Below are 24442 nucleotides of genomic sequence, written 5' to 3' on the forward strand. Positions count from 1 at the left end.
CCTTTACTTTCCGATAAAACTTTTTATTAAACTTTCTATTTCTCTTTTTGCTTCACTCAAATCGCTGTTGATGACGATCTGGTCAAATTCTATTGCGTAGGTAAGCTCTTCTTCGGCTTTTTCTACGCGGGTTTTTATGGTTTCGGCATCATCGGTGTTTCTTGAAATCAATCTCCGTTCCAACTCGGCAATCGAAGGTGGTTCAATGAAAATGGATAATGCATTGTCACCAAAATATTTTTTTAATGAAATTCCGCCCTTTACGTCTACATCAAAAATAACAACTTTTCCCTGATTCCAGATTTTTTCGACCTCAGATTTCAGAGTTCCGTAATATTTATCGGTGTACACTTCTTCAAATTCCACAAAAGCTTCTTCAGCAATTTTCTGTCTGAATTCATCCGGCGAAATAAAGTGATAATCAACAGCGTGAATTTCACTTCCTCTCGGCTGTCTCGTCGTACAAGAAATGGAAAACTCCAGTTCCGGAATCGCTTCCAGAGAATGCTTTACCAATGTTGTTTTCCCGCTTCCCGACGGCGCTGAAAATATGATAACTCTATCCATAAATAATGATTGATAATTGATGCATGATGATTGATTAAAAACTTAATTGCTATTTAATCAATGATCATTTATCAACTATCATTTATAATACATTAAGCGTTTGCTCTTTAATTTTTTCCAAATCATCTTTCATCATCACGACTAATTTCTGAATTTCAGCGTGATTGGCTTTTGAACCTAAAGTGTTGATTTCTCTTCCGATTTCCTGTGAAATAAAACCTAATTTTTTTCCGTTAAAATCTTCATTTTCCATTACTTCAGAATAGTATTTCAAATGCTGGGAAAGTCTAACCTTTTCTTCCTGAATGTCTAATTTTTCAGTAAAATAAGCCATTTCCTGATAGAATCTTGTTTCGTCAACGTTCTCAAACTCTTTTAAAGTTTTCATGTAACGTTCTTTCACAGCATCAATTCTTACCTGCTCGTAAGGAACAACTTCTGCCAGAGATTTATCAATATTTTTGATGTTTCTTTCCAGCTCTTCATGAAGAATTTTCCCTTCAGTTTTTCTGAAATCCTGGAATTTATCTACGGCATTATATACAATTTTTGCTAAAGCTTCCCATTCACCTTCAGTCAATTCATCCGGTCTTGAAGTGATGGCATCAGGAAGTCTTACTGCCATTTTCAGGTACTCAAAATCCGGTCCGTCTGAAGCGATATTCTTAAGTTCATTCATATAAGAATCGATCAGACTTCTGTTGATTTTTACATCATTCGTTTCTTCAAGATTCTCAATATTGATATAGCAATCTACCTTTCCGCGGATGATTCTATCGTTCAGAATTTTTCTTACTTCAAATTCTTTTTCTTTGTAACGCAAAGGAATTTTGATGTTTAAATCAAAGCTCTTGCTGTTCAGTGATTTAATATCGATCGAAATTTTTTTTCCTTCAAAAACACCTTCGGCTCTACCGAAGCCGGTCATTGATAAAATCATAGTTTTTTATTGTCGTACAAAGATAAACATTTAATTTAGCACATTTAAAAATTGATTCGAAATTTGAGGTTTGAAATTTGAGATTCATGCTGCAAATTATTCATCATACTCAGACATCTATCATCAAACATCCATCATTCCATGAAAACCCTGATTTCAGTTGTAGGCACCACCGGAATTGGCAAAACCAAACTTGCTATTGAGCTTGCAAAGCATTTTAATACAGAAATTATTTCCTGTGATTCCCGACAGTTTTTCAGTGAAATGAAAATCGGAACGGCTGCACCTTCGGAAGATGAACTTTTGCAGGCAAAACATCATTTCATCGGTCAGCTTTCGGTAAAAGATTATTATTCTATCGGTCAGTTTGAGCATGATTCTCTGGAATTATTGGATCGGCTTTTTGAAAAATACGACATCATTATTATGGTTGGCGGAAGCATGATGTATGAAAAAGCGGTCATTGAAGGCTTAAATGATTTGCCTGAAGCTAACGAAGAAAATCAGGAAAAACTGGAAGCCATCTGGAAAACTCAAGGAATTGAAAAACTTCAGGAAATGCTGAAAGATTTAGATCCTGAATATTACGAAAATGTAGATATTCACAATCAGAGAAGGCTGCTGCGGGCGATTGATGTTATTTGGCAAACCGGAAAAACATATTCTGAAAATATTTCTCATGACAAAAATCCAAGAAATTTCCAAACGATAAGAATCGGTATTGAAGCGCCCCGGGAAACGGTTTACGAAAGAATTAATCTGCGTGTTGATAAAATGATGGAAAATGGCTTGCTCGATGAGGCAAAAAATCTTGATGAATTAAGAAAATCGCAGGAAGGAAGAAATCTGGCGTCACTGAATACGGTTGGTTATTCGGAGCTTTTTAAATACTTTGACGGAGAATGGGATTTTGATTTTGCAGTTTCTGAAATTAAGAAAAACTCGAGAAGATTTGCGAAACGCCAGTTGACCTGGTATAGAAAGGAAGAGAATATTCATTATATACAAGTAGGTTATTCAGAAAAAGATTTTGAGGATTTGACTGAATATATTAATAAGGAAACTTTGAAATAATAAAAAGCACATACACTTTGTCATTCCGCAGGAATCTCACCAGAGATTTTGTAAAATAAATTTCTTCAAATACAGTTTAGATTCTACGCTTCACTTCAGAACTCCGTTCGTAGACCTTCAGTCTATGCTCTGAATGAAAAAAGGAATTTTTAAAATTAATAAAACAAAAAAATGCGATCCCTAAAGACCGCACTTCAAACAATATAATTAATTTACTACTTCCATCCGCCACCTAGAGCCCGGTATAAATCTACAATGCTGCTCAATCTCTGTCTTTTTACCGACGCGAGATTCAGTTCAGCCTGCAGAGAATTTCCCTGAGCGGTAATCACTTCCAGGTAATTGGCCATTCCGCCTTTGTACAACATTTCGGCACTTTTGATTCCATTTTTCAACGTTGTCACCTGTTCGCTGGCTTTCTGTTCCTGAACTTTTAAACTTTCGTTGGAAACCAATGCATCAGAAACTTCGCCTACTGCATTCAGAACAGACTGACGGAACGCCAAAACATTTTTCTCTCTCTGAATTTTAGCAACATTTAAATCTGTTTTTAACTGTCTTTTCTGGAAAATCGGCTGAGTCAATCCACCTAAAACAGAACCGAACAGTGAAGCCGGAATTGAAAACCAGTTGTCAATTTTAAAAGAATTTACACCACCGGCAGCCGTGATTTTCAATGAAGGATACATATTTGCCTGAGCAATTCCTACGATTGAATTGGATTCCAATAAAACCAATTCCTGCTGACGGACATCCGGACGGCGGCTCACCATTGCTGCAGGAAGTCCCGCGGAAATATCCTGTGGTAAAGACGTATCAGACATTTCAATGGTTCTGTCTACTTTATCTGGATTTTCACCCACCAAAATACTCAGCGCATTTTCCTGAATCGCAATATTCTGTTCCAGTTGAGTGATCAAAAGTTCTGTCGACTGCTTCTGAGCGGTTGCCTGCTGAACTCCCAATGAAGTCGTATCACCGCTCTGCCATAATTTTTCTGTGAGAGAAAGCGTGTTGGTGCTTAACTCTAAATTTGATTTCGCAATCTGCAGTTGTTTGTCGAGCATCAACAGATTGTAATAACCCTGAGCAATTGCTGCAACAACCTGTGTCTGAATTGCTTTTGTCGCTTCATAAGTCTGCAGATACTGCATTTTTGAAACTTCCTGCTGATTTTTAATTTTACCCCAAATATCTGCTTCCCAGGATAAATTAAATGCTGCATTATAATCTTCAACATGACTCTGACCTAAAAATAAATTTAAACTCTGCCCGTTCATGCTGTTCTTAGAAGGTTTTGAAATCTGCGCAGAAACTCCGAAACCAATATCAGGATACTGAAGATATTTTGCCTGCTTCAGCCTTTCCTGTGAGGAAGCGACCTGTTTCAAGGCAATCTGTAAATCGTAATTATTTTTAATTCCTTTTTCAATCAAATCCTGTAAAATCGGATCATTGAAAAACTGTTTCCACTGAAGGTTGGCAACACTTGCTGTGTCGGCGGTTGCGGTATATTTGAAAGTTTCGGGAAGTTCGGGTTTGGTTTCCTGATAGGCCAGTTTCGGCACGCAGGAAACTGCACCTAATGCAATCCCAAAAGCGATGATTATATTTTTTACTCGTTTCATAAATAGGATATTTAAATTGATCACAAAACTTTGAGTGGTAAGCAAAACTGTCTTTAGTAGGAGAAATTATTTTGCTTTTACTTTCCCACAGATTTCACAGATTTTCACAGATGTTTATGTTTTAAGAAAACTTATATGTTCTTTTATTTTCAAACATTTTAACTTAAATAAAAGGTGTGTAAATCTTTTGTGACTTTTGTGGTAAAAAAATCTCAAAGTTTTGTTAATCATTTATTATTAATGTGCTGATGCTAAAAGTTCTTCTTCCAGTTTTTGTCTTTGAAGTCTTTTAGTCTTTCTGCTCGGCATTTTTTCATGTAAATACTGGAAGATCACATACATCACCGGAATAATAAAAATCCCGAAAACAACTCCTGTAAACATTCCGCCAACGGTACTGATTCCAATGGAGTGATTTCCTTTTGCTGCGGCACCTTGCGTCCAAACCAATGGAAGCATACCGATGATGAAAGCAAATGAAGTCATCAGAATTGGTCTTAAACGTAATCTTGAAGCCTGTAGAGCAGATTCAATCAGTGATTTTCCTGCTTTTCTTCTTTGAACGGCAAACTCGACAATCAGAATTGCATTTTTCGCTAACAATCCGACGAGCATAATCAAACCGACCTGAACGTAAATGTTATTATCAATTCCAGCCAATCCTGTGAAAGCAAATACTCCGAAAATCCCTGTAGGAATGGTTAAAATAACCGCAAAAGGAAGGATATAACTTTCATACTGAGCAGCCAGCAAGAAATACACAAACAAGATACTTAGCATAAATACAAAAGCAGTCTGTCCGCCGGTTTTGATTTCTTCACGGGTAATTCCTGTCCATTCATAACCGTATCCACGAGGAAGTGATTTTTGGGCAACTTCTTCTACTGCTTTGATCGCGTCACCGGTACTGTAACCAGGTTTCGGAGTTCCGTTAATCGTCACGGCGTTGAATAAGTTGTTTCTTGACACCGTTTCCGGCCCGAAAGTTCTTTTTAAAGTCACCAAAGTCTTTACAGGAACCATTTCTCCGGTTTTATTTTTAACATAAATTCCTTCCATTGAATCTGCATCGTTACGGTAAGCAATATCTGCCTGAGCCATTACTCTATAGTATTTCCCGAATCTGTTGAAATCTGAAACGAAGCTGCTTCCATAATAAATCTGCATCGTCTGCATCAATTCTGTTACGGAAACGCCTAATTGATTGGCTTTATCGGTATCCACATCAATCGTGTACTGAGGATTTCCTGCTGCGTACGTCGTGAACGCAAAAGCAATTTCCGGACGTTTCATTAATTCTCCGATAAAAGTCTGAGTGGTGGTTCCCAGCTGTTCAAAAGAACCGTTCGTTTTATCCTGTAGCATAAATTCAAACCCTGAAACGTTACCAAAACCCTGTACTGTCGGGAAGTTGAAAAAGAATGCGTTGGCATCTTTTACCTGAGCTACTTTTCCTGTCAAGGCTGCTGCTATCTGATCGGGATCTTTCACTTCGCCACGGTCTTCAAAATCTTTAAGCTTAATAAAACCTGCAGCATAAGGAGAAGCATTAGAATTACTGATAAAGTTCATTCCGTCGGCTACCCAAAGGTGGTTTTTGGATTTCTCACCATTGATGATTTTATCAATCTGTTCAGTCGCTCTGTGGGTTCTGTCCAGTGAACTTCCGGGAGGCGTATTTACGGCATACAGAACAAATCCCTGATCTTCTGTTGGAATAAATCCTGTCGGAGCTTTATTGATTAAGAAAACACTTGCCGCTGTGATCAAAGCCAGACCTGTAACGGCAACCCATTTATTTTTAATTAAAAATTTAAGGCTGTAAATGTATTTTCTGGTCATGTTATTAAAGCTTTTGTTGAAAGCGTTGAAAAACTTCGCTCCAAAACCTTTTTTCTGACCATGTTCACCGTGTTCTCCCTGAGGATCATTTAATAATAAAGCACATAACGCCGGACTCAATGTCAATGCATTAACCGCTGAAATCAGAATCGCGATTACCAAAGTAAAGGCAAACTGTCTGTAAAAAACTCCCGCCGGACCCTGCATAAAACCAACCGGAATAAACACCGCACACATTACCAGCGTAATCGAAATAATCGCTCCCGAAATTTCACTCATTGAGTTTGTGGTTGCCTGTTCGACCGGCATTCCTGTCTGTTCCATTTTTGAATGGACGGCTTCCACGACGACAATTGCATCATCCACTACAATCCCGATGGCTAAAACCAATGCAAACAAAGTCAACATATTGATACTGAAACCAAACATCTGCAGGAAGAAAAATGTACCTACAATCGCCACCGGAACAGCGATCGCAGGAATTAAAGTAGATCTGAAATCCTGAAGGAAAATATACACTACAATAAAAACAAGTATAAATGCGATGAACAGGGTTTCCACAACCTGATGAATTGATGCATCCAAAAAGTCTTTTGAATTGTACATGATGATAGGCTCAACTCCTTTAGGTAAGGTAGTTTTCATTTCTTCAATCTGCTTTTCAATTGCAGTTAAAATTTCATTTGCGTTGGAACCTGCTGTCTGTAAAATGGCAAAACCTGCGACAGGTTTACCGTCCATTCTGTTGGCTGCCGTGTACGTGTAAGAACCAAATTCTACTCTCGCAACATCTTTTAATCTTAAAAACGAACCGTCACTATTCGACTTGATGGCGATGTTTTCATAGTCTGCATTTTTGTTTAATTTACCTTTATACTTTAAGATATATTCGTAAGTTTCCTTGCTTCCCTGTCCCAAACGACCAGGAGCAGCTTCTAAGTTATGATCTTTTACTGCTGCCAAAACTTCCTGTGGAGAAAGATTGTTGGCTGCCAAACGGTCTGGCTTCAGCCAAAGTCTCATGGAATAATCTCTCGTTCCGAAAACCTGAGCCTGAGCAACTCCCGGAATACGTTGTATCTGCGGAATTACGTTGATTTTCAGATAATTCTGTAAGAAAAGTTCGTCATATTGTTTAGGATCGTCACTTGATAATCCCATAAACATAATCATACTGTTCTGAACTTTCTGCGTGGAAATTCCCGCCTGTACAACCTCTTGTGGAAGCTGACTCATCGCTTTGGAAACACGGTTCTGAACATTCACCGCTGCGTTATCGGGATCTGAACCCTGTTTGAAAAACACACTCAAAGTCATGGATCCGTCGTTACTAGAATTTGAGGTCATGTACGTCATGTTCTCAACACCGTTCACCGCTTCCTCAATGGGAACAGCCACGGAGCGGGCTACAACTTCTGCATTCGCTCCCGGATAAAATGCCGTCACCTGAACGCTCGGCGGTGCAATATCGGGAAACAGCGTTATCGGCAGGTTAAAAACCGACATCGCTCCCAAAAGCAATAGTATAATGGAGATAACCGTAGAAAGTACCGGTCTATCTATGAATTTTTTTAACATAAGAAGTTTAATTTTAGGTTGCTAATAGCGATTAGCTTTTGGCCACTGGCTAAAAAAATACTGCTTCAGAAATAATATTATTAAATATTGAATTGAAAGCCAGAAGCAAAAAGCTGTTTTACAATGGTTTTGCTTTAAGTAAACTATCAGAAGAAATCGCTTTCGGGTGAATGGTCACACCATCTTTCAACGCACCGATTCCTGTGAACACAATTTGGTCGCCTGCAACCAGTCCTTCAGAAATAAAATAGTAGCTGTCTGTTTTTCCTGAGATGGTGATTGGTTTTCCGGTTACTTTTTTATCTTTTCCAACAACGTAAACGTAGATTTTATCCTGTATTTCAAAAGTAGCTTCCTGCGGAATCACAAGCGTATTGGCAAATAACTGTGGCATCCGGACTCTTCCTGTATTTCCTGTTCTCAAGGTTCCGTTCGGATTTGGGAAAACTGCGCGAACGCTGATGGCTCCTGTGGTTTTGTCAAACTGTCCATCCACAATACTCATTTTTCCTTTTTCGGGATAGGTGCTGTTGTCGGCGATGACCAAATCTACCATAGGCATATTTTTCAGTTTTTCGCTTAACGTTGCTCCGGCATATTTCTTCTGGAAACCTATGAAATCCAATTCACTTAACGAAAAGTATGCGTAGATTTCACTGATGTCTGATAACATGGTCAACGGATCAGCATCTGTTCGTGAAATTAAGCTTCCTTTTTTGTGAGGAATTCTCCCGATGTAACCGCTGACAGGTGCTGTAACTGTGGTAAATCCAACGTTGATTCTGGCGCCACCAACTGAGGCTTTTGCCTGTGATCCAGCAGCAACGGCTGCTGCGTAATTGGCTTTTGCAGTTCTCAGCTGTACATCAGAAACTACTTTTGCAGCAACTAACGGCTGAAGTCTGTCTACTTCCACTTTCGCTTTTTGAATGTTGGCATTGGCAACCTGTAGATTGGCATTGGCCATATTCATCTGCTCACCGTAAGCTCTTGAATCTATTTTAAATAAAGGCTGTCCGGCTCTTACGTAAGCACCTTCTTCTACGTAGATTTTATCTAAATATCCGTCAACCTGTGATCTGATTTCAACATTGTTTTTTCCTTCCAAGGCGGTCGGGAATTCCTGATAAATTGTGGCTGGAGCTGATGTTACGGTAAATACCGGCAATGCCGGAGCGGGTGGAGCAGCATTGTTGCCTTCTGCTGCTTTGGTGCAACTCTGTAAAAGAATGATACTTGATATAAGTACAATCAATTTTGCTTTTGCAGTTGTTTTCATTGTAAGTTTTATTTTTTAATGATGTGTAAGATTAAGTATGTAGTTTTTGTATCAAATAGTGTTATTATTTCTAACAGTGTTAAGTACAGAGTAAAAAAATAACAGAATTTATGGTGGGATTATTTTGTTGCGTTCATGATTACGTATTTAATTTTAATTTTTAGATTGAGAATATTAACATTGTTATTTTTATTAACGCTGTTAATGATAAGGGAAGAAAATGGCTAGAAATAATGTAAAAAAATCGTATTTCATTTTTTTAAAGTTTTAGTTTATTTTAATTTAAATTATTTAAAATCTCTCGTTAATTTTCCTAACAGTGTTAACCTATGGTTCAAAAAAATTTTATAAAGATTTAATAAAAGCCGAAACGGTTTCGTCTAAAGTTGTTTTATTCATTGTAGAAGGAATATCATCATTTCTCATCATCATAATTGAGATCAATCCGTGTACTGCGGAAAACAAAGCGTGCGATGAGTGACACGCATTATCAGGATTTGAACCTTTCTTTTGAATGATCTCAAAAGTACAGTCATACAACATGTCCTGAAACGATGAAAATTCTTCTTTCATCATCCCTTTCCCGCTGCACTGCATTCCCAAACCAAACATCAATTGATAATATTCTTTATTTTTAAATGCAAAATTCCAGTACGCGTCAACGATTGCCGTCAACTGATCTTCCGGAGTTTCATGCTTTTCCTTCGCTTTTAATAGTTCTATTTGCAGGCAATGAAAACCGTTGATAGAAATTTCATAAAGAATAGCTTCTTTGTTTTCAAAGTGATCATACACAACTGGCGCACTGTACTCAATAGCATCCGCAATTTTACGGATCGAAAGTGAAGCCCAACCGTCAGTTTTAGCCAAAGTGAAAGCAGCCTGCAAAATATTTGCACGGATAGATTCCTTTTCTCTTTGACGACGTTCATGTAAACCCATGATTTTATTTTACTAACAGTGTTAGCAAAACTACAAACATTTAACTATACCAACCAAACTATTTTGTTTAATTTAACTTTTACCGAAACTTTTACAATATATTAAATTCGTAAAATGCTTGTGGATTGGACATTGGAAGACGTTATTTTTTTATTATTGTAAAAACAGATAGTTTAAATAGTCTGACTCAATTAGATTATCTTTTAACAATAACTGAAAGAATTCTCTATCTTTGCTTGAAAATATAAAGAAATGGATACTCCTTCAAATATGTTGGCATTAGGTACAAAAGCACCTTATTTCGAGCTCCCAAATCCTTCCAAACTCAACGAAACAGAAAATCTTGAAGATTTGAAAGGTGAAAAAGGAACTTTGGTCATTTTTATGTGTAACCACTGCCCTTTCGTGCTTCACATCATCGATAAGCTGAATGAACTCTATGAAGATTATAATGATAAAGGGATCGAATTTATAGCCATCAATTCAAACAACGTAGAAAAATATCCTGCTGATTCTCCCGAAAATATGATTGAATTTCAGATCGACAGAAAATTTGATTTTCCATATCTTTTTGACGAAAGTCAGGCCGTTGCAAAAGCATACAATGCAGCCTGCACACCGGATTTCTTTTTCTTTGATGATAAATTAGATTTAATTTACAGAGGTCAAATGGACGACTCGAGACCTGGAAACAATAAAGATATTACAGGCGAAGATTTAATTATTGCTTTCGAAAATCTTCTTTCAGGCGAGCCTCAGGAAGAAATTCAAAGACCAAGTATGGGATGTAATATTAAATGGAAGTAAAAATTTTCTTTTAAAAATAGAGAGCCGTCCACACGACGGCTTTTTTCATGGAATTAAATAAAATTATAATGACCTGTGAATCATTTTAAATCTTCGATACTGGACTGGTTTTAGGGAATATTTTGCATGTACATCATTTTTAAATTTAAATTGAAACAACTTCAAGCTTTCATTTTAATTAAAAAAAATTTCCGTCCTCAATTTGGCTACATAATTTCCTGCTTAGGATACATGGTAAACTGTACGAATAATGACCTTTGCATCATTCAATAATTAAAAATTTAAAAATATGCACTCAGATCAAAAATTAATTGCACTCGTTACCGGTGCCAATACAGGGGTTGGATTTCAAATTGCCAAAGCATTGGTTGAAGATCATTATCTTGTTTACATTGCATCAAGAAATATTGACAGAGCAAAGTCCGCTGCTGAAAGTTTAGGCGAAAATGCCGTGGCCATAGAACTCGATGTTACAAAGCAACAAACCATCGATGACGCCGCGACAAAGATTCTTGAAGAGCATGGCAAACTGGATCTTCTGGTGAACAACGCGGGAATTTCACACGCCGGAAAACCGGGCCGTACAATGCAGGAAGTGTTGGCTGCTAACAAACCGAGCATAGCACCGATGGAAGAAATGCGAACCGTTTGGGATACCAATGTTTTCGGTGTAGTATCAGTTACTCAGGCGTTCCTGCCATTATTAAAAAATGCTGACAATGCAAGAATCGTGAATGTTTCCAGCGGTTTGGGTTCGCTCACTTTAAATATGAATCCTGAAAATCCTTACAGATCAGCTTACGACGTAGTGTACGGGGCTTCAAAAGCAGCAATGAACGCGATTACGGTAGCTTTTGCACTTGAACTTGAAAATACCAATATCAAAATCAGTGCAGTGAGTCCGGGCTTTACTGCAACGGCACTCAACAATTTTGAGGGAACAGATACTGTGGAAGAAGGCTCAAAAGAACCTGTGCGTGTGGCTCTGGAAAAAGACGGCATCTCAGGATTATTCACCGGTCCAGGACAGGAAGTATTCCCTTGGTAATAGTATAAATCTATGACCTGCATTGCCTCATGGTTTTGCAGGTTTTTTTGCTAAATTTAAATTATGAAAAAAGAGAAGAATCTCATCCGGTTTCAGTCGATCAACGAAATTCACGATGCCTGTGGTATTCCGAAACCAAAGCATCCGCTCATCAGCCTTACGCATATCGAAAAAGAAAGCTGTTTCGATGTGTCACAATTTCCGGTGTATGATGTGCTGAACTTTTACAAGATTACCCTTGTCATGAAAAATAAAGGAAGAATGCGCTACGGACAGGATTACTATGATTTTGATGAAGGCAGCATGATGTTTCTCGCACCCAATCAACTTGTGGGAAGTACCGAATACAGCGGTAATGCTGAGTATTATGTCTTCCTGATTCACCCTGATTATCTGCTGGGTTCGCCTATGGCAAAAAAAATAAAGCAGTATGCCTATTTCTCTTACTCGGTAAATGAAGCTCTGCATTTGTCTGAAACTGAAAAAGAAACGGTGATCTCGGTTTTCAAATTTATAAGTAATGAACTCAATGACAGAATTGATGAATTCAGTCAGGATGTTATTCTTGCACAGATTGAATTGCTTCTGCAGTATGCGAACCGTTTTTATAAGCGACAGTTTATCACCAGAAAGACCGTCAATAATGATGTCCTCGAAAAAACAGAAGAAATTCTTGAAGAATATTTTGAAAACAGCAGAGCACTCGAACTGGGTGTACCAACCGTACAGTATATTTCAGAAAAACTCAATATTTCTGCAGGTTATTTAAGTGATCTTCTCCGTGCCCTGATCGGGAAAAATGCGAAACAATATATTCATTACAAACTGATTGAAAGGGCAAAGGAAAAACTGTCTTCTACCGATCTCTCTGTGAGTGAAATCGCTTACGAACTGGGATTCGAGCATTCTCAATCCTTCAGTAAATTATTTAAAAACAAAACTTTAAAGAGTCCACTGGAATTCAGACAGTCTTTCAATTGATTTTGTTGTAACGATATATTTTAAAAATCGGTTTCCTTGAGTATTACTTTTTTATACTCAATGAGCAGTTACCCTAAATCAACTGCTCATTTTTTTATTTGAATTATCCAATAATATAAAAAAAAGTCGTATTTCATTTAATGTTTGTTCAGACTCCTTTTTTAAAATTAAAATGATTGATTAAAATTCTGATTTCATTAAATTCAAAATCCGACGGCAGCGCATTCTTCCACTCATTGAGGGTTTCGTGAGGTTTTTTATAAAACTCGTCTTCAAAAATTTTGATTTTGTCTGAAGTGATGACTCTGGAGATATCTAACAGACCCTGTTCTGCATATTTGGCGAGATGTCCGATGACGGTTTCCTTTACCAAACCTCTCTCCATGGCAATCTGGGAGATGGTTTTTCCCTGTTCAAATAATTGGAAAGTTAAAACCTGAGAAGGAACTTTCGCAATCTGCATTGTCACTTCTTTGTTATTTTTTTCATCTAAAAGTTTAGTTTCCAAAAGATGAATTTCCCTTAAACTATTGAGGTACTCTTCAGTATCTTCAAGCCAGTTCCTTAGGTCGTCATTGTATTGTTTCAGGCCTTTCGCTCCTTTAATTTCAGAATAAAAATCCTTCATCGGATCAAAAATTTTATTCCTTGTTTCTGTAAAAAAGAAATTGACGGCGCCTTTGGTTTTACTTTCAATTTCAGCCCATTCTTCTTCTCCGGCGATGAAGCTGTTGATTTTCTGATTTAAAATACGGTCGAGTTTATCAAAAATTCTGACGAGATTCAGGGTATCGTGTTTCAGTTCCTGATACAGTTTTTTTGCTTTTAAATGATCAATACTTTTGGTAACAATCGAGCGGTTGTTCCAGTCTTCCACTTCTTTCAGAAACCAATGGCAGTCGAGTGTTCTGAGCACTTTTCTGATGCTGTAATCGTATTTTTCCCTGTTAATTATGGTTTCCACCTGATCATTTGCGTGCGTATCTCCCTGGAATTTTAAAATCCGGTTATCTTTAAAAATAACTTCAGGAGTAATTTTTGATTTTAAAACAATTCCCTCCAAAGTACGGCAACGTGAAAGTGCAACATACACCTGTCCTGCCGTAAAACTTTTTCCTGCATCAATAATTACTTTATCAAAAGTTAAACCCTGACTTTTATGAATGGTAACCGCCCACGCCAGCTTGATCGGAAACTGCTCAAAACTTCCCAAAACTTCTTCCTTGATATTTTTTTCGCTGTCGAGAAAATATTTTTTCTGTTCCCAGACTTCTCTTTTTACAGTAATTTCACGTTCAGAACCTTCTAAAACAACCTTGATTTCCTTTTCATCCAGAGAAGAAATTTCACCTAATTTTCCGTTGTAATATTTTTTCTCACCAGAAATATCGTTTCGGATAAACATGACCTGAGCGCCAATTTTTAAATCTAAAAACTGCTCATTCGGAAACTGATTTTCTTTAAATTCACCAAAAAGTTTGGCTTCATAGGTTGTGCCGTCGTGTTTTAATTCCTGGAGTTTTTCCTGATTGATGTCATCGGCCATTTTGTTGTGCGAACACAGGTAAACATAAGGCTGATCTCCGGAATCAAAAAGCGGATCGTATCTTTTGTTGAGCTCTTCAAAATTAATACTGGCAACATCGCCGTCGCGGATCGCATTTAAAATTTCAAGAAAATCTTCGTCGGTCTGTCTGTAAACCTTTGTCAGTTCAATTGTAAGTAACGGAATCTGTTTGATGGCTAAACTGTCGAAGAAAAACGGTGAACTGTAAAACATTTTTAAGACATATTCATCTCTCACCACAGGTGGAAGCTGGTATAAATCTCCGATGAAAAGCATTTGTACACCTCCGAAAGGCTGCACATTTCTTCTTATAAAACGCAGTGAATGGTCCATCATATCCAGAACATCGGCTCTGAGCATTGAAACCTCATCAATAATGATTACTTCTACTTCACGCAGGAGTTTTAATTTATCTTTTCTATATTTGAAATGTTGTTGAAGATCAAAAATATTATTGGCAAGATTGGTATCGATTCTGTCGGTGGTCGGCAGAAAAGTTCTGAGCGGAAGTCCGAACATAGAATGCACGGTAACTCCGCCGGCGTTGATAGCGGCGATGCCTGTGGGTGCCACAACGATGTGTTTTTTGCGGGTGCGTTTTACAAAATCGTTCAGGAAGGTGGTCTTTCCGGTTCCTGCTTTACCGGTTAAAAATACACTTCGGTTGGTATGCTCAATTAATTCAAAAAAATGATCTTTCATCGTGTTCAAAATTACAAAAATGTTGCGAAGGCATACACTTTGATTTCGTTTAAAAAAATGATATAATGAAAATGAGTTTAGTAAAAATAATTTCTGTCTGCATATTTTCTCTGATGATCACAGCATGCAAAACTGCCGCTCCGGATCCGGAAACACTGCCAAAAGATATCGCCGAAAGACCTGCTGATGCCGATAGCAGAAAATATGATCAGGCACAGCTTGATATTTTAAAATCAGCGATAGACGCAGAAATTGCCAAAGAAAAATGTACAGATCCTAAAAAGTGGGCATTCTCTCCAATTGGCGCAAAAGCTTGCGGAGGACCGTATTCGTATATCGCTTATCCGAAAAAAAATGAGGAATCTATTCTTGCAAAAATTGAAAATTTCAAAAACAGAATGATTGATCACAACAAAAAGTATAACCTTACCTCAGACTGTATGCTTCCGGCAGAACCGGTTTCCATCAGATGCGAAGGTGGGAAAGCAATGCTTGTGTATCCTTAGGGGAAAAGAAACAAGGAAAAAGTAAAAAGAACCCAGGTTTATTTAAAGAGACCAGGAAAAAACAAAAAGAAAAGATAAGTGTAAAGAATAAGTTTGAATTTTAAATTAGTTTTCATCAAATACAACTTTTCAATACTCAAAAACCTCGAAGTGGTTTAATATCCATAGCCGTGGGTGAAACCTACGGAAAATAACAAACAATATTCACAATTACCACGAAGTGGTTCACTAACTGAATTTTTACAAAAAAAACGACTTTGAAAATGTTTTCAAAAGTCGTTTTTGTTTTTAAGTCAAATTATCAGAAATAAATGAAGCCCTCAGACTCTGAAGCCCTACAATCCTCAGACTCTCCAACCCTTCAACTCATCACTCCTCCTTATACCACGAAGAATATTTCACATAATTATCTGCTATTCTGTTTACTTCACCTTCCAGAAGCTGGGAATTAATGTCCTTTAATTTTCTTGCCGGAACGCCGCCCCACACTTCTCCGGATTTAATGTGAGTTCCCTGCGTTACCACAGATCCTGCTCCCACAATTGAGTTTTCTTCTACCAGACAATTATCCATTACAATCGAACCCATTCCTATAAGAACGTTGTCCTGGATGGTGCAGCCATGAACAATTGCATTGTGACCGATGGATACGTTGTTGCCGATATTTAGAGGATGCTTCTCGTAAGTGCAGTGCAGCATTACATTATCCTGAATGTTGACTTTGTTGCCCATTTTAATATAATGTACATCCCCACGAATCACTGCATTGTACCAGATGCTGCAATCTGTTCCCATGGTAACATCTCCGATGATGGTTGCGGTTTCTGCTAAAAAAGTATTCGCCCCGATTTGCGGTGTTTTACCTAAAAGTTCTTTTATTAAAGCCATAATTTAATGTGAAAATTTGAAAATGAGTTAATTTGAAAATTAGATTTAAAAACTACAGTGGTAAATTACAGTGATAGCAAAAATCTAACTCCGGTTATCCTTGTCTCCATTCTAAAATCCGTATTTTTGTACATTCAAATTTAATTAAAAAATGCATACCATACTTATAGAACCAACCGAAAACCCGAAAGTGATGAAATTTGTAGCCGACTACAACTTAATTCCGGGTTCTCTGGAGCTGGACAGAGATTCTGATGTTTCAGAAATTCCTTTGGCGCAGGAACTTTTCAATTATCCTTTTGTGGAAAGAATTTTTATTACAGCCAATTTTATAGCAGTTGCAAAACAGGATACCGTAGAATGGGAACACGTAGCTGAAAGCCTGAAAAATGTAATAGAAGATGAATTGTTGGCCAACCCGAGAATTTACCTGCAGAAGAAAAAGGAAATGTATCAGATCTACGCTGAAATGACGCCTAATCCTAACGTGATGAAATTTGTTTCAAGCCAGCTTTTGATGGATGGTTTCGTGGAAGTAAAATCCAGGGATCAGGCTCAGGGCGTACCTTTGGCTCAGGCAATTTTCACTGAATTTGATTTTGCAAATGAAGTTTTCATTTCTGACAATTTCGTAGCGGTGACAAGAGATAATTCCGTTGAATGGCATCAGGTGATGATGGCGGTTCGCGGCTATATTGCAGAATACCTTCAGAGTGGTGGTGAAATTTCAACAATTGAAGCACAGAAGCATGAAAATCCTGTTGAGAAAATTATCAACAGAGATTACACCGATGACGAGCAGAAGATTTCTGATATTTTAAATGAATATGTTGCCCCGGCAGTAGAAAATGATGGTGGGAAAATTTCTTTAATGGAATACGACGGATCTACAAAAACAGCCAGAATGTTGTTACAGGGTGCGTGCTCGGGCTGTCCAAGTTCCACTGCAACTTTAAAAGGAGGAATCGAAAATATTTTAAAACAATTCGTACCTGAACTGGTAGAAAGAGTAGAAGCCGTAAACGGATAAACAGATAAGTAATGAGCAATGAGTAATAAGCAAAATGTAAATTACTCGTTACTTATTACCCATTACTCATAATTATGAAGGGAATTTTATTAGTCAACCTCGGTTCGCCAAGGTCAACATCTGTTCCGGATGTAAAAGAATATCTTGATGAATTTTTAATGGATGAACGCGTGATCGACTACCGCTGGTTTTTCCGTGCACTTCTGGTAAAAGGAATTATTCTCAATACTAGACCTGCAAAATCTGCCGAGGCTTACAAAACAGTCTGGACAGACCAAGGTTCGCCTTTGATCGTCATCACACAGCAGCTTCAGAAAAAACTTCAGAAATTAGTGGATGTTCCGGTAGAGATCGGGATGAGATATGCCCAACCTAGTATTGAAGCAGGAATTCAGAAACTCGTAGATCAGGGTGTAACGGATATTGTGCTTTTTCCACTGTATCCGCAATATGCGATGAGTACAACAGAAACGGTTATCGAGAAAGCTGAGGAAGTGAGAAAAAAATCTTTTCCGCAGGTGAGAATCAATTATATTCAGCCATTTTACAACAGAGATATTTACATCGACTGTCTTGCAGAGAGCATTAAAGAAAAACTTCCTGAAAATTTTGATGCGCTGCAGTTCTCCTATCACGGAGTTCCGGAGAGACATATATATAAGACAGATCCCACCAATACCTGTAATCTCAACGACTGCTGCTCGCGTGAAAGCAACCCGAGTCATCAGTTTTGCTACCGTCATCAGTGTTTTGATGTAACCAATTCGGTGATCAAAAAATTGGGACTACCAAAAGACAAGGTGATGGTAACTTTCCAATCCCGCCTGGGGAAAGATAAATGGATGGAGCCCTATACTGATGAAACGCTTGAAACGGTAGGAAAAAAGGGTGTGAAAAATTTAGCTATCGTCTGTCCGGCCTTTGTTGCGGATTGTCTTGAAACTCTGGAAGAGATTTCTGTAGAAGGTAAACATCAGTTTGAACATGGTGGTGGTGAGAATTTCCATTACATTCCGTGCCTTAATGATGAAGACCGATGGGTAAATGTTGTAAAAACACTTTGTGAAGAGAGATTAAATGAATTTTACAAGGTATAACCCCAAAATAATCGAAAAAAAATCATTCCCCCCCCCATAAATTAAACACTGAATCAATATAAAAATTAAAATATTTTAACAATACCCATAAAAAATTAGGGGTATTGTTTTGTTTATTGGATATTTTTCATACCTTTACCTCATCAAAGACAAAATGACACTTTAAAAATTAGAAATGATGGAGGCTACTATTGAAATTTTAAAAAAGAAAATCGAGGTTTTGAGTCCGGATCTTCTGGAAGCTCTTTCAAAAATTCTTGACAAGGTAGAAACACAGGTGCTGGCAGATATTCCGCAGTTTCAGATGGACGAAGTTTCGTACAGAATTCAGTTTCATTCTGAAAATCCTGCTACCAAACTTGATTTCTTTGATAATGTTGCCGAACTGGAGCAGATTTGCGCTTAAGCCATGAAAATACTTCTGTCATCAATCGCAAAAAATGACATCCGGATGCTGATGCGTGTGTTTAATGCTGAAAAGGAAAATAATGATAAATTTTTTCTGGATGTACTGAAAGATTCTGTACAGCAGATTGTAGAAAATTCAGAGCATATTGATATTAAAAACATGGAGATGCAGGTTTTTAAAACCGACAGCCTTCCGGTCAATATTCATTACATTATTGAAGATAATGACAGCCTACTGATAACAGCGGTCTTTAAAGAGTAAAGACCCTAAAAAAAAGAAACTTTGTTTATTTGACATATTATATTTTATTTTTCTGTGAGTCTTCATAAGACAGTTGATCGCCAAAACCTTACACTCGAACTGTAGGGTTTTGGTTTTTTCATTTTACCGGTGTTCTGAATTCTCCGTAACCAATAAGTCCGTCATAGTTTCTTCCAAAGGGTCTGTAGTAAAGAAATGCCTGATAAAGATTTTCGGTCTGCCAGAAATTCCCGTTGATTTCACCAAAATTCATGCTTCCATCTGCCTCTTTCGTTGCAAGAATATAATTATAGAATCCCTGTTTCAGGAAAATTTTAGCAATGTATTTTTTCTTTTCGGTATCGTAAGTCATCATATTTTCTTTTGAAGGTTTAAAATTATTAAAACCTCCTAAAATATAAAGTTCTTTGTCCATAGGTTCAGAATCCAGAGAAAAATGAACAACTGCGTAGTCCGCTTCACGCTCAGCATTCCGCTCAATCCCCATGTCATTTCTCCTGAAATACCACGCACCGTTCACGTCCGGCTGATACTGATAATCCAATGGATATGCCCACACCGGATGTAGATAAGACTGATTCACATTGTCGATAATTTCCGTGGCACGCACCATATCTGCCGGCATTCTGATATTTTTATTGTCAAAATAATAGAATTCATTATTCCCCGGAAAAGTTAGATTCATCTGCTGAAACAAAAGCTGATTTCCCATCGTTGAACTCGGTTTCTGATTGTATACCACCATATGCGGATTGTTGTTCTGAACAACATTCATAGTCATCGAATTGACATTGGAGGAAATATCTCCACCCTTGGAAGTTGCCTGCACTTCTACTCTCTGGTTGATATTGGGTTTTCTCGCATCAGAAACTCTGGTGATATTTAAAGCCAGGTTTACACCATTTTCAGAAATACTGAATCTCCTTTTAAATAAAGGCTTATCTGCAGAATCTTTGTACACGATAATTTCAAAATTACCGGAAATTTTAGGCCTGATTTTATCGTTTGGAAATGTAAGTTTATAATGGGTATAAGGCTGAAGTGTATTGAAAGAATACTCGAATTGATCGAGCAAAGCATTCATCGTTCCTGTGGCAATTTCGGTAAAGAATAAATTATCATCCTGCCAGTTTCTGTCATAATGTTTCAGCGTGTATCGGAAAATAGTGCTGGAGTTGGTCAGGTCATCAAAAGTTAAAACCAACTGCTGATCCATATTGATAACCGGTGTTTCGTCATTGGTCTGAGGATTAAACAACTGAATACTTTGAATGTTCTGTCCGAAAGCCAGAGAACCTAAACTGAATAAAAATATCTGCAACGTTTTCATTATGACGAAGATAACGAATCTCTGCAGAATATCGTATTTTTGATAAAAAAATATTCAGAATATGTTTCAAATACAGGCCTTCGTATGCAACTTTGCGAGTGAAAACACCTACATACTTTACAATAAAAACAAAAATGCCTGGCTCATCGATCCGGGAAATATGAATGAGCAGGAAACCCAGGCTATTAAAGATTTCATCAATCAGAATGAACTGACAATTGAAAAAATAATTCTGACCCATGCTCATATTGATCATATTTTAGATCTGCAGTGGGCATTTGACACCTATAAAGCTCCGGTAACCATGCATCAGGACGACAAAGAAGTTTTAGATATGTTCCAAATCAGCGGAATGAGATTCGGGTTTGAGCTAGATCACATTAATGTTGATTTAGAATACATCAACGAAGGAGACGAATTGGATTTTGACGGAGAAAAATTTAAAATCTATCACGTTCCGGGACATTCGCCAGGCAGTGTTGTTTATCATAATGAAACACAAAAATTTATGATTTCAGGGGATGTTTTGTTTGAAGGAAGTATTGGTAGAACTGATCTATACAAGGGAAATTACGAACAGTTAATTGAAGGAATCAAAACCAAACTCTTAATTCTGGACAAAGAAACGCAGGTTTTTTCTGGTCACGGAAATCCTACTACGATTGGATTTGAGAAACAGTATAATCCGTTTTTAAAATGATTTTTTTAAAATTTTAATACCCGAAGATAGTCCGACAGCTTTTTGTTATAAAATTAAAGACCCTTGAATATACTAATATTCAAGGGTTTTATTGTGGTCCCACCTGGGCAAAATTTGGATTTTAATAAGATTTAATATACTTTTATCAACTGATAATCAAATTATTACTATATATATTAATTCACTTTAATGTACTTTAATATGTTTTAATTTGATTTCTGCCCCCTATTTTGCCCCCCCCAATTAAAGCATATTAAGATGAAGTATTATTTCGAACTCAGAAAAGAAAAAATTAATAAAGATGGAATGGTTCCGATCCGTCTGGTAGTGATGAATGCCAAAACTAGAATCAGGAAAAGTGTTGAAGCAAAAACAAAACTTGAAGACTGGGATAGTGAAAATAATAAAATCAACAACCCTAATTCAAAGTTTAATACCAATTACAAAGAATATCAGAAATCAAATAAAAATATTGCCGACATCATTCAGAAAGTTGAGAAAATATTCACCTATTTTGAATACAACGGAATTCCATTTCAAGCATCAATTTTTAACGAAAAATTCGACGAGGGCGACGTTAAGGTCACCATTAGCTTTTTTGATGCCTACGATGAATTTGTTAAAGTATCTAAGTTAACAAAAACCAGCTCTACTATAACTAAGTATAATTCGGTGAAAAATTTCTTAACTGCTTTTGAGCTTCATGCTAATTATACCTTGAGGCTAGATACTTGTGATTTCAGATTTGAAGAAAGTTTTATGGACTATTGTTTTAATACTCGAAAAACTTTAAATAATTATTATGCTAAGATTGTTAAAAGTCTGAAAGCATTTTTAAATTGGGCATATGAAAGAGGCTATCACAGCTCATTAAATTTCAAAAAATTGAAAAGTAAAGAAGAGGATGTTGAGGTAATTTATCTTACTTCAGAAGAATTAATGAAATTATACCATCATAAATTTGATAATCTTGCGCTAGATAGAGCACGAGACATGTGGTGTCTGCTGGCATTTACCGGACAGCGCCATAGCGATGTTTATTCTCTGCAGCATGCAAATATTGAAGATGATTATCTAAATTTCACAGTAAAGAAAACAAAAACAGTTAATCATCACGTCTATTTAATTAAACATGCAAAAGAACTTATTGAAAAATACAGAAATACTATTTACTACCCTATCCCCCGGCTGACTTCGCAAAAGCTAAATGAAAAAATACAGATTTGCTGTGAAAAGATTGGACTTACACAGGAAATTGAACTGACAAGATTCATTGGAGCAAAAAGAATCAGCCAAACATTTAAAAAGCATGAACTTATCAGCTCACACTGCGGACGTAAAACATTCATCACTAATAGTTTAATTTTAGGAATTCCCGAAAGAGTTGTACGATCTATATCTAACCATAAAGATGAAAAGAATTTCAGAAAATATGTAAACATTTCAGAAATTCACAAACAAAAAGCACTATCAGCCTGGGACAATCTTATTTAAAAAATAATAAAAAATGTTTGAGAAAAAAATATTGAACTGCAATCATACCTTCACCACTTTAATTAATTATAATTTACACAAAATTTACGATACAAACTGCTTATGAAGCTTGTATCCAATTTTGGAGTAAGGATAACTAAAAATTTTTAAAATAATTTATTCACATAATTAATCTTTAGCATAATAATGGTAATATGTTCAAAATAGATGATTCTGACAATAAAAGACCTAACAATTTGTTAGGTCTGACACTTATTTTTCCGCAAATATCTCAACTAATATAGAGTTATCTGGAGCCGCTGATATTGAATAATGATCATCAGCATTTCCCGAACTAAAAAGTATAATGCTTTCGATATTATTTCCATTTTCAGTAAGCCTGTTTGCTATTTGATTTGCATAGTTAGTAGATTCAATATCTCCCTGATAACCTATGGTGATATGAGGCTGTTTAATTGTTTGAAAATTCTGGGCTTTAAATTCTTCTATCTTCTGAGCCAGCTCAATATGATCTTTTTCTGTAAATTCTCTCATAGTCAAAGTTTTGTTAAAATTAATAAAATATTTCTCCACAGGAAAGTGGAGAAACATTTATTTAGTCATGGTTGATAGTCATCAGAGTTTCCTCCATTACATTATATTCACCTTTTTTATAGACATCCTTGCTTGATAGCTGGATTTCATACTGATATACAGCTTTAGGAAGATTATAAGTACATTCTTTACCATCCTTTTGTATCACTAAATCTTTAGCAATCGACTCATCTTCAACTTTAGCAGAGAGTTTTATGAAAATCTTTTCCTCCATTTTATTTTTAAAACAGAAGCTGTCTACTGTTTTAGAATTAGGATCAGGAGCTTTTTTAGTCGAGCTTCCTTTAATAGCCTGGTATCCTTGGATTAACAAGTTTCCAATCACTAAACCTTTATCTAAGCTTGATAAACCTTGTGCAGAAGTCATTGATGAACCTGCGAGTAGAAACGCAACAGCGATATTTTTAGTTTTCATACTTATCTAGTTTTTATAGTTAAGCATTAGGCTAATTAAGGTTCCAGAGAATCCGACGAGGCCGCTTAAGCTTAGAATAGTTTTGAGGTTCCAAATTTCCTGATAGTTATCAGTAAAGACAACAGCAGAGGTTTGTGCTGCTAACAGAATAAATAATAATTTCATGATAATTAGTTTTATATGGTTAATGAAAAAATTCGTTTATATACAGTTGTAAAAAAATTATAGAATGCATTCCTTTTGATTATTTACAGTTTTTAATTCCAGCAATAGTTCCTCCGATTATACCTCCGGCAACAGCACCTGCAGTTGTACCAATAGCAGGTATAACGGTTCCGACACCAGCTCCAATACCAGCTCCGACAGCAACACCTCCCAAAATAGAACTAATGCAACCCCATCCAAATCGTGCAGATTGATAGTTTAGACCTGAGTTTTCTACAATTTGAAGTTGATATTCCCAACCTACATAAAATTCAATCAGATTAGCATTTTTCTCAGTTTTCAATGCTGTTCTGATTTTAGAGCGTAAGTCTCTAATTGAAGATGATTTATCCACTAAAGACTGAGGTAATTGATAATAAGCAGTCTGAGTAGAATTCTCAACGGTATCAATCAGGTTTTGTGGAACAGTTCCTCCAGTTGAATATTTAAAAAGGTTTTGCTGAAAACTTAATAATGTCTGTGCCATCTCTTCACTTCTGATTTTAGCATTTGGATCTCCGAACATATCAATTGTAATAGGTTCTTTAATCAGCTTGTC

General features: G+C 36.7%; 22 protein-coding genes and 1 pseudogene. 11 read left to right on the plus strand and 12 right to left on the minus strand.

Translation table 11 applies throughout. From position 1 onward, the window contains the following. Window positions 1-3: 3 nt before the first annotated feature. Together gmk and ASG21_RS02620 are read right to left on the minus strand one after the other, a co-directional pair. Window positions 4-567: a guanylate kinase gene (gmk, locus tag ASG21_RS02615; RefSeq protein WP_056075461.1), complete on the minus strand. Its 564-nt coding sequence runs from the start codon at window positions 565-567 to the stop codon at window positions 4-6. A gap of 82 nt (window positions 568-649) precedes the next feature. Beyond that, a complete protein-coding gene (locus tag ASG21_RS02620) occupies window positions 650-1495 on the minus strand; it encodes a DUF1732 domain-containing protein (RefSeq protein ID WP_241773440.1) in 846 nt (281 codons plus the stop codon). Between the two features lie 153 nt (window positions 1496-1648). Between ASG21_RS02620 and miaA the strand changes: the two genes are divergently transcribed. Next, entirely contained in the window at window positions 1649-2581 is a 933-nt protein-coding gene (gene miaA, locus ASG21_RS02625; RefSeq protein ID WP_056075467.1) for a tRNA (adenosine(37)-N6)-dimethylallyltransferase MiaA, read from the plus strand. 215 nt (window positions 2582-2796) lie between these two features. On the opposite strand, the gene ASG21_RS02630 is transcribed toward miaA, so the two are convergent. The 4 genes from ASG21_RS02630 to ASG21_RS02645 all read right to left on the minus strand — a co-directional run bounded on the left by ASG21_RS02630 (window position 2797) and on the right by ASG21_RS02645 (window position 9850). Beyond that, on the minus strand, window positions 2797-4209 hold the full coding sequence (locus ASG21_RS02630) for an efflux transporter outer membrane subunit (protein ID WP_056075470.1): 1413 nt from the start codon (window positions 4207-4209) through the stop codon (window positions 2797-2799). Between the two features lie 237 nt (window positions 4210-4446). Then, window positions 4447-7629, minus strand: coding sequence for an efflux RND transporter permease subunit (locus ASG21_RS02635; RefSeq protein WP_056075472.1), 3183 nt, complete (start codon window positions 7627-7629; stop codon window positions 4447-4449). 118 nt (window positions 7630-7747) lie between these two features. Continuing rightward, entirely contained in the window at window positions 7748-8908 is a 1161-nt protein-coding gene (locus ASG21_RS02640) for an efflux RND transporter periplasmic adaptor subunit (RefSeq protein WP_056075475.1), read from the minus strand. A 345-nt stretch (window positions 8909-9253) separates the two neighbouring features. Next, window positions 9254-9850, minus strand: coding sequence for a TetR/AcrR family transcriptional regulator (locus tag ASG21_RS02645; RefSeq protein ID WP_056075478.1), 597 nt, complete (start codon window positions 9848-9850; stop codon window positions 9254-9256). Between the two features lie 252 nt (window positions 9851-10102). Here ASG21_RS02645 and ASG21_RS02650 point away from each other — a divergent pair, with 252 nt between their 5' ends. From ASG21_RS02650 to ASG21_RS02660, 3 genes are all read left to right on the plus strand, one after another. Further along, a complete protein-coding gene (locus ASG21_RS02650) occupies window positions 10103-10657 on the plus strand; it encodes a thioredoxin family protein (RefSeq protein WP_056075480.1) in 555 nt (184 codons plus the stop codon). Window positions 10658-10946: 289 nt separating this feature from the next. Beyond that, window positions 10947-11705 carry an SDR family NAD(P)-dependent oxidoreductase gene (locus ASG21_RS02655; protein ID WP_056075483.1) on the plus strand — a complete coding sequence of 253 codons (759 nt, stop codon included), beginning with the start codon at window positions 10947-10949 and terminating at the stop codon, window positions 11703-11705. 63 nt (window positions 11706-11768) lie between these two features. Then, complete coding sequence (locus tag ASG21_RS02660; RefSeq protein WP_056075486.1) at window positions 11769-12686, plus strand: helix-turn-helix domain-containing protein; 918 nt, start codon at window positions 11769-11771, stop codon at window positions 12684-12686. A gap of 148 nt (window positions 12687-12834) precedes the next feature. Here the strand turns inward: ASG21_RS02660 and ASG21_RS02665 are convergent, their stop codons facing one another. Further along, window positions 12835-14955: a helix-turn-helix domain-containing protein gene (locus ASG21_RS02665; protein WP_056075489.1), complete on the minus strand. Its 2121-nt coding sequence runs from the start codon at window positions 14953-14955 to the stop codon at window positions 12835-12837. A 65-nt stretch (window positions 14956-15020) separates the two neighbouring features. Between ASG21_RS02665 and ASG21_RS02670 the strand changes: the two genes are divergently transcribed. Beyond that, the gene (locus tag ASG21_RS02670; protein ID WP_056075492.1) at window positions 15021-15461 is read left to right on the plus strand and encodes a hypothetical protein; all 441 of its coding nucleotides are present in this window, start codon (window positions 15021-15023) and stop codon (window positions 15459-15461) included. A gap of 369 nt (window positions 15462-15830) precedes the next feature. Here the strand turns inward: ASG21_RS02670 and ASG21_RS02675 are convergent, their stop codons facing one another. Further along, window positions 15831-16349, minus strand: coding sequence for a gamma carbonic anhydrase family protein (locus tag ASG21_RS02675; RefSeq protein WP_056075495.1), 519 nt, complete (start codon window positions 16347-16349; stop codon window positions 15831-15833). A 151-nt stretch (window positions 16350-16500) separates the two neighbouring features. Here ASG21_RS02675 and ASG21_RS02680 point away from each other — a divergent pair, with 151 nt between their 5' ends. From ASG21_RS02680 to ASG21_RS02695, 4 genes are all read left to right on the plus strand, one after another. After that, a complete protein-coding gene (locus ASG21_RS02680) occupies window positions 16501-17379 on the plus strand; it encodes a NifU family protein (protein ID WP_056075498.1) in 879 nt (292 codons plus the stop codon). Window positions 17380-17447: 68 nt separating this feature from the next. Continuing rightward, a complete protein-coding gene (hemH, locus tag ASG21_RS02685; RefSeq protein WP_128414201.1) occupies window positions 17448-18476 on the plus strand; it encodes a ferrochelatase in 1029 nt (342 codons plus the stop codon). 178 nt (window positions 18477-18654) lie between these two features. After that, complete coding sequence (locus ASG21_RS02690) at window positions 18655-18882, plus strand: hypothetical protein (protein WP_056075503.1); 228 nt, start codon at window positions 18655-18657, stop codon at window positions 18880-18882. Between the two features lie 3 nt (window positions 18883-18885). Further along, entirely contained in the window at window positions 18886-19146 is a 261-nt protein-coding gene (locus ASG21_RS02695; RefSeq protein ID WP_056075506.1) for a hypothetical protein, read from the plus strand. A gap of 118 nt (window positions 19147-19264) precedes the next feature. Here the strand turns inward: ASG21_RS02695 and ASG21_RS02700 are convergent, their stop codons facing one another. After that, window positions 19265-20476 (minus strand): type IX secretion system plug protein domain-containing protein, encoded by a 1212-nt coding sequence (locus ASG21_RS02700; RefSeq protein ID WP_056075510.1) that lies wholly within the window; start codon window positions 20474-20476, stop codon window positions 19265-19267. Between the two features lie 61 nt (window positions 20477-20537). Between ASG21_RS02700 and ASG21_RS02705 the strand changes: the two genes are divergently transcribed. Continuing rightward, a complete protein-coding gene (locus ASG21_RS02705) occupies window positions 20538-21176 on the plus strand; it encodes an MBL fold metallo-hydrolase (RefSeq protein WP_056075513.1) in 639 nt (212 codons plus the stop codon). Between the two features lie 258 nt (window positions 21177-21434). Then, a complete protein-coding gene (locus ASG21_RS02710) occupies window positions 21435-22670 on the plus strand; it encodes a phage integrase SAM-like domain-containing protein (protein WP_056075516.1) in 1236 nt (411 codons plus the stop codon). Between the two features lie 252 nt (window positions 22671-22922). Here ASG21_RS02710 and ASG21_RS02715 read toward each other — a convergent pair whose 3' ends face one another. The 3 genes and pseudogenes from ASG21_RS02715 to ASG21_RS20150 form a co-directional block, all read right to left on the minus strand. After that, a complete protein-coding gene (locus ASG21_RS02715) occupies window positions 22923-23204 on the minus strand; it encodes a hypothetical protein (protein WP_056075520.1) in 282 nt (93 codons plus the stop codon). A gap of 61 nt (window positions 23205-23265) precedes the next feature. Continuing rightward, window positions 23266-23679, minus strand: a complete 414-nt coding sequence (locus ASG21_RS02720) for a hypothetical protein (RefSeq protein ID WP_056075523.1) — start codon at window positions 23677-23679, stop codon at window positions 23266-23268. A 244-nt stretch (window positions 23680-23923) separates the two neighbouring features. After that, window positions 23924-24442: pseudogene (locus ASG21_RS20150) on the minus strand (hypothetical protein); the annotation flags it as partial.

The organism is Chryseobacterium sp. Leaf394, from assembly GCF_001424105.1.
Taxonomy (GTDB): domain Bacteria; phylum Bacteroidota; class Bacteroidia; order Flavobacteriales; family Weeksellaceae; genus Chryseobacterium.

Excerpts from the sequence above, each read along its gene's own strand:
- ASG21_RS02655 (WP_056075483.1), top strand. The coding sequence starts at position 10,947 with ATGCACTCAGATCAAAAATTAATTGCACTCGTTACCGGTGCCAATACA.
- ASG21_RS02675 (WP_056075495.1), bottom strand. The coding sequence starts at position 16,349 with ATGGCTTTAATAAAAGAACTTTTAGGTAAAACACCGCAAATCGGGGCG.
- miaA (WP_056075467.1), top strand. The coding sequence starts at position 1,649 with ATGAAAACCCTGATTTCAGTTGTAGGCACCACCGGAATTGGCAAAACC.
- ASG21_RS02670 (WP_056075492.1), top strand. The coding sequence starts at position 15,021 with ATGAAAATGAGTTTAGTAAAAATAATTTCTGTCTGCATATTTTCTCTG.
- ASG21_RS02665 (WP_056075489.1), bottom strand. The coding sequence starts at position 14,955 with ATGAAAGATCATTTTTTTGAATTAATTGAGCATACCAACCGAAGTGTA.
- ASG21_RS02690 (WP_056075503.1), top strand. The coding sequence starts at position 18,655 with ATGGAGGCTACTATTGAAATTTTAAAAAAGAAAATCGAGGTTTTGAGT.
- ASG21_RS02700 (WP_056075510.1), bottom strand. The coding sequence starts at position 20,476 with ATGAAAACGTTGCAGATATTTTTATTCAGTTTAGGTTCTCTGGCTTTC.
- ASG21_RS02695 (WP_056075506.1), top strand. The coding sequence starts at position 18,886 with ATGAAAATACTTCTGTCATCAATCGCAAAAAATGACATCCGGATGCTG.
- ASG21_RS02635 (WP_056075472.1), bottom strand. The coding sequence starts at position 7,629 with ATGTTAAAAAAATTCATAGATAGACCGGTACTTTCTACGGTTATCTCC.
- ASG21_RS02705 (WP_056075513.1), top strand. The coding sequence starts at position 20,538 with ATGTTTCAAATACAGGCCTTCGTATGCAACTTTGCGAGTGAAAACACC.
- ASG21_RS02620 (WP_241773440.1), bottom strand. The coding sequence starts at position 1,495 with ATGACCGGCTTCGGTAGAGCCGAAGGTGTTTTTGAAGGAAAAAAAATT.
- ASG21_RS02660 (WP_056075486.1), top strand. The coding sequence starts at position 11,769 with ATGAAAAAAGAGAAGAATCTCATCCGGTTTCAGTCGATCAACGAAATT.
- gmk (WP_056075461.1), bottom strand. The coding sequence starts at position 567 with ATGGATAGAGTTATCATATTTTCAGCGCCGTCGGGAAGCGGGAAAACA.
- ASG21_RS02630 (WP_056075470.1), bottom strand. The coding sequence starts at position 4,209 with ATGAAACGAGTAAAAAATATAATCATCGCTTTTGGGATTGCATTAGGT.
- ASG21_RS02680 (WP_056075498.1), top strand. The coding sequence starts at position 16,501 with ATGCATACCATACTTATAGAACCAACCGAAAACCCGAAAGTGATGAAA.
- ASG21_RS02650 (WP_056075480.1), top strand. The coding sequence starts at position 10,103 with ATGGATACTCCTTCAAATATGTTGGCATTAGGTACAAAAGCACCTTAT.
- ASG21_RS02645 (WP_056075478.1), bottom strand. The coding sequence starts at position 9,850 with ATGGGTTTACATGAACGTCGTCAAAGAGAAAAGGAATCTATCCGTGCA.
- ASG21_RS02710 (WP_056075516.1), top strand. The coding sequence starts at position 21,435 with ATGAAGTATTATTTCGAACTCAGAAAAGAAAAAATTAATAAAGATGGA.
- ASG21_RS02640 (WP_056075475.1), bottom strand. The coding sequence starts at position 8,908 with ATGAAAACAACTGCAAAAGCAAAATTGATTGTACTTATATCAAGTATC.
- ASG21_RS02715 (WP_056075520.1), bottom strand. The coding sequence starts at position 23,204 with ATGAGAGAATTTACAGAAAAAGATCATATTGAGCTGGCTCAGAAGATA.
- ASG21_RS02720 (WP_056075523.1), bottom strand. The coding sequence starts at position 23,679 with ATGAAAACTAAAAATATCGCTGTTGCGTTTCTACTCGCAGGTTCATCA.